14 protein-coding genes, 1 tRNA gene and 1 pseudogene are annotated in these 15210 nt (G+C 35.8%); 5 read left to right on the top strand and 11 right to left on the bottom strand.

The genetic code is table 11. The features are described 5' to 3' along the window. Positions 1-57 precede the first annotated feature (57 nt). A complete protein-coding gene (locus tag INQ25_RS02865) occupies positions 58-240 on the bottom strand; it encodes a hypothetical protein (RefSeq protein WP_213863018.1) in 183 nt (60 codons plus the stop codon). 33 nt (positions 241-273) lie between these two features. On the opposite strand from INQ25_RS02865, the pseudogene INQ25_RS06945 reads away from it, so the two are divergent. Then, positions 274-1200, top strand: a pseudogene (locus tag INQ25_RS06945) (IS5 family transposase). A gap of 106 nt (positions 1201-1306) precedes the next feature. On the opposite strand, the gene INQ25_RS02850 reads toward INQ25_RS06945, so the two are convergent. The 8 genes from INQ25_RS02850 to INQ25_RS02815 form a co-directional block, all read right to left on the bottom strand. Further along, a tRNA-Ser gene (locus INQ25_RS02850) sits at positions 1307-1393 on the bottom strand. A 31-nt stretch (positions 1394-1424) separates the two neighbouring features. Continuing rightward, positions 1425-2231, bottom strand: a complete 807-nt coding sequence (locus INQ25_RS02845; protein WP_141457018.1) for a DUF2163 domain-containing protein — start codon at positions 2229-2231, stop codon at positions 1425-1427. Between the two features lie 100 nt (positions 2232-2331). Further along, positions 2332-2511, bottom strand: a complete 180-nt coding sequence (locus INQ25_RS02840; RefSeq protein ID WP_155975174.1) for a hypothetical protein — start codon at positions 2509-2511, stop codon at positions 2332-2334. Positions 2512-2667: 156 nt separating this feature from the next. After that, the gene (locus INQ25_RS02835) at positions 2668-4647 is read right to left on the bottom strand and encodes a WD0745 family porin (RefSeq protein ID WP_213863017.1); all 1980 of its coding nucleotides are present in this window, start codon (positions 4645-4647) and stop codon (positions 2668-2670) included. 207 nt (positions 4648-4854) lie between these two features. After that, a complete protein-coding gene (locus tag INQ25_RS02830) occupies positions 4855-5676 on the bottom strand; it encodes a 3'-5' exonuclease (RefSeq protein ID WP_065094884.1) in 822 nt (273 codons plus the stop codon). Continuing rightward, positions 5669-6553, bottom strand: a complete 885-nt coding sequence (era, locus tag INQ25_RS02825) for a GTPase Era (protein ID WP_012673254.1) — start codon at positions 6551-6553, stop codon at positions 5669-5671. Before era ends, INQ25_RS02830 begins: the two co-directional genes overlap by 8 nt. 166 nt (positions 6554-6719) lie before the next feature. After that, positions 6720-7742, bottom strand: coding sequence for a cytochrome d ubiquinol oxidase subunit II (cydB, locus tag INQ25_RS02820; protein ID WP_213863016.1), 1023 nt, complete (start codon positions 7740-7742; stop codon positions 6720-6722). Then, positions 7735-9141: a cytochrome ubiquinol oxidase subunit I gene (locus tag INQ25_RS02815; RefSeq protein ID WP_213863137.1), complete on the bottom strand. Its 1407-nt coding sequence runs from the start codon at positions 9139-9141 to the stop codon at positions 7735-7737. The genes cydB and INQ25_RS02815 overlap by 8 nt, the downstream gene beginning before the upstream one ends. A 235-nt stretch (positions 9142-9376) precedes the next feature. On the opposite strand from INQ25_RS02815, the gene INQ25_RS02810 reads away from it, so the two are divergent. The 3 genes from INQ25_RS02810 to INQ25_RS02800 all read left to right on the top strand — a co-directional run bounded on the left by INQ25_RS02810 (position 9377) and on the right by INQ25_RS02800 (position 12101). Next, complete coding sequence (locus INQ25_RS02810; protein ID WP_213863146.1) at positions 9377-9547, top strand: hypothetical protein; 171 nt, start codon at positions 9377-9379, stop codon at positions 9545-9547. 660 nt (positions 9548-10207) lie between these two features. Further along, a complete protein-coding gene (locus INQ25_RS02805; RefSeq protein WP_151807956.1) occupies positions 10208-10825 on the top strand; it encodes a superoxide dismutase in 618 nt (205 codons plus the stop codon). Position 10826: 1 nt separating this feature from the next. Next, positions 10827-12101 carry a M16 family metallopeptidase gene (locus tag INQ25_RS02800; RefSeq protein WP_213863015.1) on the top strand — a complete coding sequence of 425 codons (1275 nt, stop codon included), beginning with the start codon at positions 10827-10829 and terminating at the stop codon, positions 12099-12101. A gap of 299 nt (positions 12102-12400) precedes the next feature. Here INQ25_RS02800 and INQ25_RS02795 read toward each other — a convergent pair whose 3' ends face one another. Then, positions 12401-13354 carry a hypothetical protein gene (locus tag INQ25_RS02795; protein ID WP_246484077.1) on the bottom strand — a complete coding sequence of 318 codons (954 nt, stop codon included), beginning with the start codon at positions 13352-13354 and terminating at the stop codon, positions 12401-12403. 114 nt (positions 13355-13468) lie between these two features. Between INQ25_RS02795 and INQ25_RS02790 the strand changes: the two genes are divergently transcribed. Next, positions 13469-14480 (top strand): IS630 family transposase gene (locus tag INQ25_RS02790; RefSeq protein ID WP_094745768.1). Its coding sequence is split into 2 segments (ribosomal slippage): positions 13469-13930 and positions 13932-14480, totalling 1011 coding nucleotides; the frame shifts between segments, so codons are not numbered across the junction. Here the strand turns inward: INQ25_RS02790 and INQ25_RS02785 are convergent. After that, positions 14459-15187, bottom strand: coding sequence for a hypothetical protein (locus INQ25_RS02785; RefSeq protein WP_246484076.1), 729 nt, complete (start codon positions 15185-15187; stop codon positions 14459-14461). The two genes, INQ25_RS02790 and INQ25_RS02785, sit on opposite strands and share 22 nt — an antisense overlap. Positions 15188-15210 lie beyond the last annotated feature (23 nt).

Here is a 15210-nt window from a genome sequence, read left to right as displayed (position 1 = left end):
GCTGTACGTTGAAACATTGATTTATGAACGAAATATTATTATGTAAAAACTATACTCTTAGAGCTCATCCACTATGCGGCAACTTGCATAGCTGTACGAACATTGAGATATAAAATAATTTATACCAAGAAGAAAGATGTCATCCAAATAGCCTCTTTTCCTGTCATCCCAGTGCTTGACACTGGGATAGCTTTGTTGCATAGCAACTGAAAAAATCTGGTGGCTACTGACAAAATTCATTATAAATAGCTATTTAACTGTTGAAGAAAAAATATGCCACAAAAAATGAGAGTTAGTAACTGCCATGAATATAACAAATTTCTAGAAAAAAGAGGAAATATTTTTCGTTACATCGATAAAGCTATCGAAAATTGGTATGAAAATAGTCCAAAAATGCAGGGCGGCAACTATATTTATAGTGATAAAGTTGTGATTTTAGTGCATATAATCGTTAATCTTTTTAGAATTGGCTTAAGACAAACAGTCGGGTTTATAAAAGGATATTTGCAACAAATAGGAAGAGATTTGGCAGTTATCAGCTATTCGCAAGCTTCAAAAAAAACTTAATATTAAGATCAATGATTGCAGAATTGATAAAAATAATATGGAAGATATCGAAATTGCCATAGATAGCACAAGCATCAGCATTTATAACAACACACAGCAAGGAAAATAGCGCTGATAGAAAATATCGTGGCTATGAACAGACAAGAAAATTGCATGTAATGTTGAATATAAACAGCAAAAAAGCCATAGCTGCAAAATACAGTAACGGTCTGATCACTATGGAGCTTGCGATTTACTTAAAGGAGTTAATTTTCAGCATGCCATAAAAGCACTATATGCAGACAGAGCATATGACAGACATAAACTCTATAAATTGTGTGATGAATGCGGCATAAAGACAAAAATTCCTCCAAAAAAACAATGCAGCAGAGCATCCAAAGTATGGCAGAGAGAAATGCTGCAATTAGACTAATAAAGTCATACAGCGAAGATGGAATGAAGAGGTGGAAAAGGCAAACAAACTACGGAAAAAGATCTTATGTAGAAAGTTTTTTCTCGCGACTGAAACAAACATTCGGGTTTAATTTTCGGAACAAATCTGAAATTAATCGTAGGAAGGAACTGCTACTCAAGTGTTATTTGCTTAATCAATTTACTGACATTGGTATGGCTAAATTTGAAATGGCTACATGAATTTATCGTAAATTACCACCGCATAGTTGTAACATTGTACCATATTACAATGTTCGTACAGTTGTGTGCGCGACCGGGGGTTTTATACTATTCTAGAAGTAACATACGGAAAAGGGGGGATTCGAACCCCCGACATATTTTCATATGTGCACGCTTTCCAAGCGTGTGCTTTAGACCACTCAGCCACCTTTCCATGCTTATTCATAATATTGAAAATTGTACTGCTAAACAATATAAAAACCTGGTATATAGGGTTCACCACGAAAATTCACAGTATTGTTAAACTTGCTTCTGCAAGTTGGAAATGTTTTATCGCAACCTGCGAGTATTGAATATTTATCTCCAGCAAAAATTTGGTATGGAGGCGAAGTAAACAACGTAACTACTTTATTTTTATATTCTTTTACTACACCTTCAAACGCTATTGAGCCAAAGAATTTTACTACTCCGTGCTTATAATATTCATCACTCTCAGTTAAATTCGTGTCTTCAAATCTTCTTTCGTCTATTACTTTAGTGATTGTACTTATTTTACTAAATTTTTTAGTATCGGCTTTACATTTATCATCGCAAAATTGTGCTCTGCATGCAGGAGAGTATAATTCTGCTATGCTTCTCTCAAGCTTTGCTGAAAGCCCTCTAATTTCAACAATAAATCTTCCACTACTTAATGTCACTTTACCAAAAATTCCTGAATGTAGATTCATTGTTCCCTGGGTCAAGTCTTTATAATTCACAAGAAATATCTCAATATTTGCAAAGTCGTACTTTCCTGATAAAACATCTTTTTCTTTGATATCAACACTATTTAATATTCCCTCAATTTCCAAATTATCAGTCTTTAAATCGCTGTTTAATATTATACTACTGGCTGTAAATCCACTTGAAGATTTATAGAGTATATTATCAATATTTAAGTCTTCATCATAGTCAGTGAATCCCATTACTTCTCCACCTGCAAGCGTTAATTTCCAGCACGTAGCAGTGGTAAGTAATTCTCCAGCTAAATGATTTTTTAGTGTGGTTTGCATAGGGGCCTCCTGCTTAATTGATTAAATTTGAAAGTAGCTATACGGCCAGTAGAATAAGGGCAGTGTGTTCTTTTCTCATCATCTAAGTAGCCATAAAGCGTCATTCCGGTGACCATAGGGTGTCATTCCAGTGCTTGACACTGGAATCCAGGAAATTTTGCTTGTAAGTAAGCAAACTGATTTGGTGAGCATAAAAAGTGGCTGATCTTATGCTGAATAAACGCTTTTGATGAAGTTGCATGGAAAGCTGGATCCCAGTGTCTGGGCACTGGGATGACATCCTTCTTGGTGGAGTGTCCTCAAATCACAATGTTCGTACAGTTGTGTGTCACGCACTGGGATGACAGGAGAGAGGACACCATATGTTTATTTGATCGACAAATAAACACTAACAGACAAGAATACACCACAATTAACTGTGGTGTGTACTGGCTGGTTAGAAAGAAAACTTCACACCAGTAAGAAGGAGAATTCCTTGGTTAGAAGGTACATCAGCATCAGACTCATCTTTCAGCTTACCTGTTTCGTTAGTCATAAAATAATGGAGAGCTGCGTAAGGAACAAATTTGTTCTTACTGCATGCAGGAGACAGATCATATTGAACGCCAAGTGCACCATCATGAAGCATATCTTTGTCATTCATTCTGCTGCCAAAATACGTCAAACTTGTGTAGATATTCTCATGTTGATACCCAGCTCCTACGGTCCAATACATGGTATCTATACTATCTTTACCAAATTGAGCTTCCAGCCCTCCCACTCTTTTACCATCAGTAGGATCTGCACTATTAATTGATTCATATTTATCAGCACCTGGTTTTGTAATACCACTTGGTTGACCAGATTTGCCCAAGTATGCAAAAGAGGCAGCAAATTTTACGCCTTGATCTTCATTAATCTTATAATCAGCGCTTACACCCAAATTAACACCCATCAGGTCATTATACTCCACAAATTCCTTATAAAGATGCTTATCTTTACTTGGTTGCTTTGGAAAGCCATATTCACCAACTGCAGAAGTTTTAACTTTTATGTTATGTTTATCAAAGTCATATTCATATGATGCACCAGCACTTACTATGTGCTCATAGTCTGGGCCGACATGCTTTATCGTTTCCTTATGTTCTATCTTACCGCCTTTATCTTCTGAAACTGTTTCTTTTACAGTAAACAAACCACTATCATAACGAGGTGAGTAGCTGATACCAAATCTTGCGCCCATATAATTTGGTGAGTAGTAAGCAACTCTAAATGGCAGTGTAGTCATAACGCCTTTGTTATATTTCCCTGCCATACGGAAAGAGAATTTTTCACTTTCACTCGAAAAACTTTCAGTGTAAAGACGTGGTGTTACATAAAATGGAAAGCTAGCAGCGCTTCCTTCTAAGTTCACTTTTCTGAACCAGTCACTATCTGCAGCTCCGTCAACAGTCGCAATTCTTGTTGCATCAAGCCTCATCAGAGCCTCAGGACCAAATTGGTAACCAAGCTTCACGTCACCATATTTTGAGTTAACAAACACATGCGCACTTCTGCCTTTTGCAGCATAAACACCCTGTGAAGCTCCCTTACCTTCGGTCACTGGGACATGAAACTGCACGTCAGCACCATAAAGAAGACCTAAATCTTCATTCTTATTTTCTGCTCTGAGGTGCAATATTGCATCAGCAATCATACCCATATCGTTGCTGTAATCACCAATATTTCCTATTCCTTCATAGAATATTGGATTTGCTCCTTTTGTTATATCTGGAGTGGCATTATAATACTCTGTAGATCTGTTTGGCATAACGTTATAACGTTTATAATCTGCGCCACTTGGTCCAGCTTTGCCATAACCTTGAGCATCAACAACACCACCAAAAGTTATTCTTAAATTACTTTGCCCTTGATTGGTATCGATAATATCAACTCCACCAACTGAAACAACAGGACTTGCCTTACCTTTTTCCTCTGTATTTTTGTTAACAACTTTTATATCCTTCTTTACATCTTTAGCTTCAACTTTAGCATTCTTAGTTTTAGAACGCTTAGTTTTTGAAACTTTACCTTTTTCTATATTAGAATTCTTAGCGTTTAGAGCTTTCGCTTTTGAATCCTCTATAAGCTTTGCTTTTTTCTCATTTGCTAGCCTGATCTCCTCTTTTTTCTTCTGCTCGGCTGCTAATCTCATCTCTTCCTTTTTCTTAAGCTCTTCAGCTTTTTTTCTTGGATCAGCATTACATATTCTGTCCATCTTTTCTTTCAGTTTTTTATTTGATGTTTTCATAACTTCTGTTTTTCCAGAAGTTTTTGTGCTCTCTTGCTTTTTTATTTCCTTCATACTCTCATCAGGAAAGTCAGCTGCAAAACTGCTGAAAGAACATAAAGTTAATAAAGAAACTAGAGCAGTTTTAGTATACATAGACTTTTTCATGAAGTGCCCCCAAAAAATTTCGAAATCATATCTTAAATGTAAATAGTATAAAAATGTTGAAAATTCAACTTAAAGCAACCTTATAACGAAAATAAAAGTAAAATGCAATACCTTAAAAGCAACTTTCTTAATATGCTCAACGTGTATATTAACCAAAATTTAGTACAGAGATTCGCTTGTTAGTGCATTATAACTCGACTATTTATTCTATGGAAGTAAAATTTTTCCACCACAAGTTCTTTCCCATTCTTCTTTAAATTTCTTTAGGTATTCTTTTTTTTCGCACTCTAAAAGCAGCTCTTCCGCACTTTTGTTGTAGCTTTCAGTAGTAATCCTTCCCTGATGATGCATGAACCTTAAGTAAATCAAATAAGTGTTAATTACATCTGTTTCACAATAATCTCGAATCTCTTGTATCTTGCCGCTATCGTATAAGTCCATAACTTGTGACCCATCAACTCCAATCTTACCAGGAAGATTAAATGCTGCACAAACTTCGTTCATTTTTACTCTCGCAGAAGCTCCAAAATCAGAGAGGGATTCAAGCAAATCACAATGCCAATCACTGCTATATCTCTGATTGTAACTATTCCACTTATCGCCAGCTTTATGAAAATATTCCGCTTGAATGCCATGGACCATAGCACGATACTTCAGCACTGGTATATCAAAAGTGCGTCCGTTGAACGAAACTAATCTTGGCTTTTTCTCTGATATGTAGTTAAAAAATCCTTTCACTAGCTCCTTTTCACTGGAATTTAGTGTGCCTCCAGATCTTATTTCTTGCAGTGTGAACACCTCATAACCACTCTGGTAGCTTATATTGCAAAGTAAAAAACTAATAACTACAACAAGGTGAAAAGGCTGACGCAGAAAAGAGTTTTGCCCGTTTGTTATTTCAAGATGATATTTTGTTAATGCATCCCTCTTCTCTTCTACACTACTATCATCACTAATATTGAGTAAATTTTTGCAGGAATTTACATCTGGTATAGTTTCAATATCAAATACCAATAAAGAATTAAGCATTGCCTATATACTCCTCCGGACGGTCGATCCAAGGTCGCACTTTCACAAATAAAAAGAGGTGTACCTTGCACTCAAATAATTTTTCTAGTTCAGCACGCGCTTCGATATTAATTTTTTTAATATTACTGCCATCTTTTCCTAGCACTATTTTTTTATGACTATCTTTCAACACAAATATGATCTGTTTGATGACTAAACTCTTATCTTTTTTTTCCTCAAATTGTTCAGTTATAACAGCTGTAGAGTATGGCAATTCTTCACGCAAGTTCAAGAATAATTTTTCTCTCGTAATTTCTGCTGATAAAAAATTTGTCGAGGAATCGGTTATTTGATCTTCTTCATAAAACCAGGGGCTCACCGATGCAACTTCAGACAAGTAATTCATCAAATCAGAAAGTCCATCATTCTTTAATGCTGATATCATAAAAACCTTTTCAAATTTATAAAGCAAATTCAGATGCTCATGCGCCATCTTTAATTCAGGCCTTTTTACCAAATCAGTTTTATTGATAACCAAAATGCATCTGCCTTTTGTGCGCTGCAGCCGCATAAATATAGTCTTAATTCTTTCTATATTTTTCAAATAATTGCTTACATCAACAAGCAACAAAGTGATGTCACTATCCTTAACTGCCGACCATGCAGATTTGACTAAAGCTTTTTCAAGTTTTGTTTCTGCTGAGAAAATTCCTGGGGAGTCAGTAAAGACAACTTGTGTGTTGTTGCATGTTGCAACACCCCTTATTTGCGTCCTTGTTGTTTGCACTTTAGGGGTGACAATTGCAATTTTCTTGCCTATGATGCTGTTAATTAATGTAGACTTCCCAGCATTTGGTAAGCCAGCTATCGTTACAAATAAGCATTTTTGTTCTTTCACAAAGAAAATTATAAAGAAAACTGAATGTCAGCGTCAAGCTACTTATATGACAAGAAGTCAGAAAATCCATAGGAGGATTTGCTAATGAAGGCTCTTAAGTTGACGCCATTGCCAGAACGACTGCTTGATTTAAGGGTAACGTTTTAACCATAAGGTCACTAACTCCTTAATATGTGTGTTCATAATTTGATTTTCCACGAAAGACATAATAGCAATAACCAGTGTAAGTTAAAATGATTGGTAAAAGCGGTATTATAACAATGAGCATTAAAGATAAACTTGGCCCAGAAGCAGCTGCATCCAGAATGGTATATTGAAAAGGTATAATCCATGGGTAGATACTAATTCCTAAACCTAAATATCCCATAAAAAAAATAGCAATACTGAGAAAGAATGGACGGTACTCCCGTTTAGTATTCTGAAGATCAAACCACAGCATGAAAAATAGCCAAGATGTGAGTAATGGAATAGAAAATAAATAATAAAAATTTGGCATACTAAACCAAAAGTTTTTAATACGTTCATTTAAAAATGGTGTCACTACACTCACTAGTCCCATGAAAATACCTACAAAACCAAGCGTATAAGAAGCAACCTTGCGTGCCCATTCTTGTGTTATATTTTCTGTCTTCATTATGAGCCATGTAGAACCTAAAAGTGCATATCCAAATATCACAGCAACGCCTGTCATTACACTAAAAGCACTTGCCCAATCAAATTGGCCACCAGAAAAGTTGCGTCCGTTTACTTCTACACCATGTATAAATGCGCCTAAAATCATGCCCTGGCAAAATGCAGCACCAAGTGACCCAAAATGAAAGGCATAATCCCATAATTGCCTGTATTTTCCTTCTGCCTTAAAACGAAACTCAAAGGATACTCCGCGCACTATAAGGCCAAGCAGCATAATAATGATTGGAATATAAAAAGCAGGCATTAATATTGAATATGCAAGAGGAAAAGCAGCAAACAACCCTCCACCACCTAGTACCAACCATGTTTCGTTTCCATCCCAAAATGGTGCAATTGAACTTATCATGTGATCACGGCATTTATCTGACGGTGCAAAAGGAAGTAAAATACCAATACCTAAATCAAACCCATCCATTAAAATATACAGTAAAACAGCTATGGCAATTAGTAATCCCCAGATTAGGGGTAAATTAATTAAGGAAGAAAAATCAAACATGATTGTTGTCCTTTCCAGATGTACCAGCATCAATCACTGAAGCTCCAATACCGTGTTTATAAAATTGCTCTTCTTCTTTAATGACAGGAATTCCTTTGTATATAAGTTTCAGAATATAGTAACTACCTGCTCCAAATATAAGGGTATACATAACGATAAATGCAATCAAAGACCATGCAACCTGAGGACCGGTAATCGCAGGTGAAAATGATTCAATTGTGCGCATAATTCCATATACAGTGTAAGGTTGACGACCAATTTCAGTAGTGAACCAACCTGCAAGTAACGCTATGAACCCAGACGGCATCATTGATATCCACCATCCATGTAAGAAACAACTTTGGAATAATTTGCCACGAAGATACTGTATAACACTTACTGACCCAATTATGATCATTAAAATTCCAACTCCAACCATTATACGGAAGGACCAGAATACCCATACTACAGGTGGTCTATCTTCTTTTTTCCATTCCTTTAATCCTTTTACTTCTCCTAAAAAATCATGTGTTAAGATCAAGCTGGCAAGATTAGGAATTTTTATCTCGTAGTGATTAATTTCATTTTGCTGATCCGGATAAGCAAATAAAAGTAAGCCAGCCCCTTTTTCGGTTTCCCATATACCTTCCATTGCAGCAATCTTAGCAGGTTGATGCTTTAGTGTATTTAATCCATGCCTATCTCCCATGAACAGCTGAAATGGTGCAGCTAAAGCTACCATAATGGTTGCCATACCAAGCATAATTCTTGCTTGAGGAGCATGTCGTTTTCTCCAAAGATAAAATGCTCCTACACCACCAACCACAAAAGCTGTTGTAAGATAGGCTGCTGTTACCATATGAATAAAGCGATAAGGGAAAGAAGGATTAAAAATAATCTCTAACCAATTGGTTGGATATAGGAGACCATTCTCACCAATCGTGAATCCAGCGGGTGTTTGCATCCAACTGTTGGCTGCAATAATCCAAAAAGCTGAAATAAGCGTTCCCACTGCAACAATACAAGTAGAAGCAAAGTGCATACGAGAACTTACTCTATTCCATCCAAATAGCATAATACTCAAAAAAGATGCCTCCAGAAAAAAGGCTGTTAAAACCTCAAAGGAAAATAGAGGGCCGAGAACATTGGCTATGCGGTCAGAAAAAATCGACCAATTGGTACCAAGTTGATATGACATTACAACTCCAGATACCACTCCCATGCCAAAAGCAACGGCAAAAATCTTGATCCAGAATTTATAAACATCACGGAAACGTGTATCACCAGTCTTAAGCCAACACCATTCCAAAAAGGCTAGAAAACTTGCAAGCCCGATCGTGAAAGCAGGAAATATAATGTGAAAGCCTATTGTGAAGGCAAACTGAATTCGAGCTAGCAGCACAGAACTAAATTCAAACATTTTATCCAATACCCATGTATTACAAATAATAGCCAAATCTACCTATAATTCAATCCATTTTTTCAAAAAATATTTTAACAAGATACCATGTCAATTAGTGACCTTGCCCAGAAAAAGTAGAGAAAAAGTTAAGACGTTTTTGTCATGAGAATAAATTGTGCAGGAATGCAACTGTTCTTCCTTGTCATACCGTCACGGTATCTCCAGATCCCGCTAACAAGTAGCGGAATGACGATTGTCAGGCCAGCGCCCCTATGATGTCATCCCAGTGCTCCTTTTTTTGTCATCCCAGTGTCCAGACACTGGGATCCAGGTTGCTCACAAGCAAACTAGCATAGAAAGTGGTTACAACGTTTTCGATGAGATTATATGGAAAACTGGATCCCAGTGTCAGCTACTCGGATGACATCATCCTTTTTTTGGGATTCCAGCGTCACGCGCTGGAATGACACCTTCCGTATAAACATTAAGAAATTTACTAAGCGGAGAAAAAGGCAAAAGAAGCCCCGTGGTTGGCTAATTACTTACATTATACTTTCAAGTATGGCGTTTTTTTATTCTAAACGTTTAATAACCGCGATTCAGCTACTTTTAAACCGCAACTAATCTAAATTATAAACGTTAAGAAATTTACTAAACAGAAAAAAAGGCAAAAGAAACCCTAGGGTAGCTAGTTATTCACTATCCATTTTTTAAGTTGGCGTTTTTTTATGTTTTAAACGCTTTATAAGCGCGTTTCAGCTTATGTAGGTAGAAATTTTATAAGACATAAGGTGCACATAGTGCAAAAAATTAAACATGAGACGCCAGATACGTGAGTTTTTTTGTCATTTAATCTGTACAGAGAAGATAAATAAATAGCTTCAGTTTCATGATAAGGGGGTTGGCGAAGGGTGTCAAGTAACTTTTGCATTTAATCCATTTCTATGGCTTATATAATAATCGTTATTGTAGTATAATTTAGAATAAAGCAATAGATACCTAAATGTTTTAGCTATTAATTATATGTTGCACAAAAGCATATATTGCCCTACCATCCAAGTAGGTTAGAAATAAAGAGGTTTTTATGAGTTTTACTTTACCTGAATTACCATACGATAAAACAGCTTTGGAGCCTTATATATCTGCAAAAACCTTAGATTTTCATTATGATAAGCACCATAAAGGATATTTAAATAAACTCAACGAGCTAGTTGAAAATACAGATTATCAACATGTAAAAATTGAGGAATTAATAACAAAAGTGCATGGTAATAGCGGCAACTTGCCTATATTTAATAATGCAGCACAAGTTTGGAACCATACTTTTTATTGGAATTCAATGAAAAAAAATGGTGGTGGTAAGCCTAAAGATGGTAGTCTTCTAGCAAAAAAAATTCAAGACGATATCGGTGGCTTTGATAAATTTTATGAAGAATTTTCGAGTCATGGAGTAAGCCAGTTTGGCAGTGGATGGGTATGGTTAGTGCTCGAAAAAGGTAGGTTAGGAAAGCTCAAAATCACCAAGACTCCAAATGCAGATTTGCCAATAATTTATGGCCAAGTGCCACTACTCACTATGGATGTGTGGGAGCACGCCTATTATTTAGATTGTCAAAACCGTAGAATTGACTACATAAAAGTTTTCCTTGATCATTTAATTAATTGGGATTTTGCAGAAGAGAATTTAAAAAAGAACACATAAGATGAATGTACCCCAGGTAACAAAATTAGATAATGGTCTGCGCATAATAACTGAGCAGGTGCGTGATGTTGATTCTGTAGCTTTAAGCATACGAGTTGGCGTTGGCAGCAGAGCAGAAAGTGCAAATCAAAATGGAATATCCCATTTTTTAGAACACATGGCTTTCAAAGGGACGAAGACAAGAACTGCCTTTGAAATTGCAAAAGCTTTTGATGACATAGGTGGAGTTTTCAACGCTAGCACTGGTAGGGAAAGCACCACCTATTATGCAAAAGTCCTCAAGAAAGACATCAAAACTGGTATTGATATACTAATAGATATATTGATGAATTCAACATTTCCAGAAGATGAATTGGAGCGTGAGAAGGGCGTTGTAATACAAGAGATTTTTCAAACTAATGATTCACCAAGTGACATTGTTTTCGATAAATATTTTGAGGCAGCTTATAAAGATCAACCTTTCGGCAGGTCAATCTTAGGCACGCAAGATACTGTAAAATCTTTTACTCGAGGAGATCTAGATAATTACATAAATGAGCATTACTTTGGCGAGAATATGCTATTTGCCGTTGCAGGAAATGTTGAACATGAAGAAGTTGTTGCATTAACCAAAGATTTTTTCTCAAAGATTCATTCTAAAAAGCTGAAAAAAAGCCAAAATGCGACGAGCCACACTGGTGGTGAGTATTTAGAACATCGTAAATTAGATCAGGTGCACTTGCTAATTGGTCTACCTAGTGTTTCTCGCCATGACGATAAATATCACACGTTTCAAGTGCTTGATTCTATATTAGGGAGCGGAATGTCATCACGTTTATTCCAGGAAGTAAGGGAAAAGCAGGGATTAGCTTATTCTGTTTATTCATTTAATTCCAGCTATACTGATACAGGAATGTTTTCCATTTTTGCTGGTACAGACAGTAGTAACTTAGATAAGCTTTTAAAATCTATAACGACAGAGTTGAAGAAGTTGTCCACAGATGATTTGAGGGAAGAAGAAGTAAATAGAGTGAAAGAGCGAGTAAAATCCCAAATTTTAATGTCACGCGAAAGTGTGAGCTCACGTGCTGAAACATTGGGGCACTACTATGGTAACTATAATAAATATATCAGTAAAAGTGAATTAATAGAAAAAATTAGTGCAGTTACCACTGCTAACGTAAAAAAAGCAGCAGAAGAATTATTATCTCAGCATGAAAAAGCCACTCTAGCTGCAATTGGAGAAATTAAGTCACTGCCAAGTTACGATAAAGTGGTTTCTATGCTTAAAGCTTAGTGTATTCTGTTATATTGATTTGGCTGCTTTACAATAGATCTTCATAATTTATAGCTAAAGTGACTTAAGTTTACCGATAATTTGAAAAACAAAAATTCGTCATTCCGCTACTTGTTAGCGCCGCGGCGGTATGACGTAGGAAAACCTTTCTTGGGTTAGCTATAGCACAGTGATTAAAGAAGCGTAAAGTTGAAACAATGTGCTATGAACCACACATATAAGCAATTATATGTATTAAACAAGAGCCTGACATTAGTTTTAATTCTTCTGTCAGTTAACTCTTGTCTTTTATACATGAATCACTTACCTATTTTAATCCCACCTGCATTTCTGCTTTGCGTAACTTTTTCCGTATAATTTTTAGGAGGTACTGGTGGTGCAAGTGGTTTTTTGCTTACAGGGTTTGAGTCTATACCTTTCTTTTGCCGATGATAGTTCCGTGCTTCTTGAACGGTCTGATGTGTAGGCTCTCCACCATTATAGTTTCCTCTCACAGAGTTCGAGTTTATGTCTTTCTTTTGCGGAGGATAGTTCAATGCCTCTTTACGAGTCTGGAATATAGGCTCTCCATCATTATAGTTTGAGTTTATATTTTCCTTTTGCGAACCAGCGTTCAATAATTTCGATATCTCTCGCCCTAGCTGATCACCTTTATAATTATTGTTAAGATCTTTGATTTTCTCCTCACCCAATTCCATTATTCGAATTAGAGAGGTATCAATAAAATCCGTTTTTATTTTGTCAATATCTATCAATTTATTACCATAAATCGTAATTTCACTTTTACCTTTTTCACTATTCACATCATAGCCTTGCTCTTTAACTCCTGTTATTACTTCCTTCTTTAGTAATCTATGAATAGTATTTATTATTTTTTGACCACAATCTTGAAAAAAATCTCTGATTGTATCAAATGCCTTTGATAAGGAGATGGTTTCAGTATGTGCGTATTTTTTACCTAGTGGTGGCTCTTCAGCATTCTGGTGTATAGATTCTATTTGCTGAGGGTCAAGCATCATTGCATGACGTTTTGAGCGTGTTGGGTTTGCTTGTGTTTCAGATGACAACATGCCCTTAATATCTTGTTTTTTATTCTCACCATCAGCAACCATACCATCACTTGATTTCCTTTTTTTAGGAAGTAATGGTGGTCGATTTTCATTGTTCCGATATATAGGTTCTTTTGGTACCGTTTCAGACAATGATCTCTGAATATCTTGAAGATTTTGGTATATAGGTTCTTCTTTCTTCAAATTTTCATAAATTGGTTCTTGTACCAAGTTATACCAATTCCCATTACACGGCAAACAGATGGACAAAGATGGAAGAAAAGCCATAATGAAGTAAGTAAAATAGTTGAGGTATAAATGGCATTAAGATCAAAATTATTGGATGAAAAAGTAGTAGAATCAGCAAAAGAAATGCTGAAGAAAGTAAGGAATAATGCATATGTTTCAAAAAAACTAAATGCTGTAATTGCAGCAAAAAAGTACAGTATAACGGCTGTAGCAAAAATATATTGCATTTCAAGAAGCGCACTAACTTCGTGGGTAAAACTCTTGAAATTTGGCAGAGAAGAAAAACTGTTTGCTCCTCCACAACGCCGTAGAAAAACTAAATTAAATCAGGTTCAACTACAGCAAATTGAAGAGTGGATAGAAGAAAATCCTAATATTACCATTAAAGAAATGAGAATAAGAATCCAGGAAAAGTTCAGATTAAATATCAGCAAATCTACAGTACACCGCTATATGCAAAAGATGAAATTCTCATATATTACACCAAGACCAGTTCATAATGGACAAGATAAAAGCAAACAAGAGGAATTCAAAAAAAAATCTCAATGGAGCTATTAGCAAGTATCCAGAAAAAGAGCTATTTTTCTTTGATGAATCACGGTTTGGCACACATTCAAAGGTTGGACATGGGTGGTTTAAAAAGGGGATTAGAACACAGGTTAAAACAAAATTAGGTAGGCAAAATTTCTATCTCTATAGTGCGGTTAATCCTAGAAATGGAGAGAGTTCTAGCTTATTTGCACCAAATGTCAACACTGATTGCATGAACATATTTCTTGAGCAGATGTCGCAATATCTAGAAACACGAGAGGCTTTTCTTGTTATGGATTGTGCTAGTTGGCATAGGTCAAAAAATTTAAAGGTACCTAAAAATATCGATATTATATACCTACCTCCGTACTCACCTGAGCTAAATCCTGTTGAGAGGCTTTGGTTATATATAAAACAGAACATTTTGCGCAATAAAATATACGATACAATTGCTCTGCTTGAGGGTGCTTTGTGCAAATTTATTACTTCTCTTGCCAGCTCCACAATTAAACAACTCTGCAATGTCTCCTATTTGACTGGCCAACAATGAGAGTTGGTATTAGCATTGACAAACTCCTGTACCCTTTCTAGATAATTAGCATCTCCTACCACTTTACCATTTCTGTTCATAGGTACTTGTGCACCTTCAAATTTAATGTTTTTTATATCTTGAAGACTAAGTCCATTTTCTTCAAGCCATCCCTCTCTTTTGCTCATTGATTCAACAAACTCATTAATTTTTTTTATATTACCTGCACTATCATCAACCAACATTACATTTTTTGGCAACTGACCATTGTGATTGTTCTTATAGTTCACAATTGCTTTACAGATGTGTAAATTCTTTCCAACTTGACTTTGTTGTTCTTTGAGATCTTTTGGAAGCTCATTATCATAATCTGCTGGAAATCCGCCAAATACAGAAATACTGTCTGCTTGTTCTTTAGATAAGCCCAAATGATTTTCTACAACCCTTTTTACAGCATTTGGATATCCTGTATATGATGCAATATTCACTTCTATTCCGTTTGAAAGTGCAGACTGTAATGTAGATTTCAGCCCCTCTTCATTTTTTATTCCGTCTGTATTTTTTAGAAAATCTTTTATATTGTGATCAGTCACTGCATTTTCCACAGCAGAATTAAAATCACTTTTTTTAATTCCGGAGTGTCTACCAAAGAAAACACCATGCATGTGTCCATTAGTGATAGTGTTATCAAAATCAAATATTAATAGGGTATTATTTCCTTTAGCCATATCTTCACCTCTAATCCTTACAA

The organism is Wolbachia endosymbiont of Rhagoletis cerasi (genome assembly GCF_018454475.1).
Taxonomy (GTDB): domain Bacteria; phylum Pseudomonadota; class Alphaproteobacteria; order Rickettsiales; family Anaplasmataceae; genus Wolbachia; species Wolbachia pipientis.
Note: the sequence above shows the minus strand (reverse complement) of the source record. Positions and strands in the feature narration are given on the sequence as shown.

Excerpts from the sequence above, each read along its gene's own strand:
- INQ25_RS02865 (WP_213863018.1), bottom strand. The coding sequence starts at position 240 with ATGAATTTTGTCAGTAGCCACCAGATTTTTTCAGTTGCTATGCAACAA.
- INQ25_RS02845 (WP_141457018.1), bottom strand. The coding sequence starts at position 2,231 with ATGCAAACCACACTAAAAAATCATTTAGCTGGAGAATTACTTACCACT.
- INQ25_RS02840 (WP_155975174.1), bottom strand. The coding sequence starts at position 2,511 with ATGTCATCCCAGTGCCCAGACACTGGGATCCAGCTTTCCATGCAACTT.
- INQ25_RS02835 (WP_213863017.1), bottom strand. The coding sequence starts at position 4,647 with ATGAAAAAGTCTATGTATACTAAAACTGCTCTAGTTTCTTTATTAACT.
- INQ25_RS02830 (WP_065094884.1), bottom strand. The coding sequence starts at position 5,676 with ATGCTTAATTCTTTATTGGTATTTGATATTGAAACTATACCAGATGTA.
- cydB (WP_213863016.1), bottom strand. The coding sequence starts at position 7,742 with ATGTTTGATTTTTCTTCCTTAATTAATTTACCCCTAATCTGGGGATTA.
- INQ25_RS02815 (WP_213863137.1), bottom strand. The coding sequence starts at position 9,141 with ATGTTTGAATTTAGTTCTGTGCTGCTAGCTCGAATTCAGTTTGCCTTC.
- INQ25_RS02805 (WP_151807956.1), top strand. The coding sequence starts at position 10,208 with ATGAGTTTTACTTTACCTGAATTACCATACGATAAAACAGCTTTGGAG.
- INQ25_RS02800 (WP_213863015.1), top strand. The coding sequence starts at position 10,827 with ATGAATGTACCCCAGGTAACAAAATTAGATAATGGTCTGCGCATAATA.
- INQ25_RS02785 (WP_246484076.1), bottom strand. The coding sequence starts at position 15,187 with ATGGCTAAAGGAAATAATACCCTATTAATATTTGATTTTGATAACACT.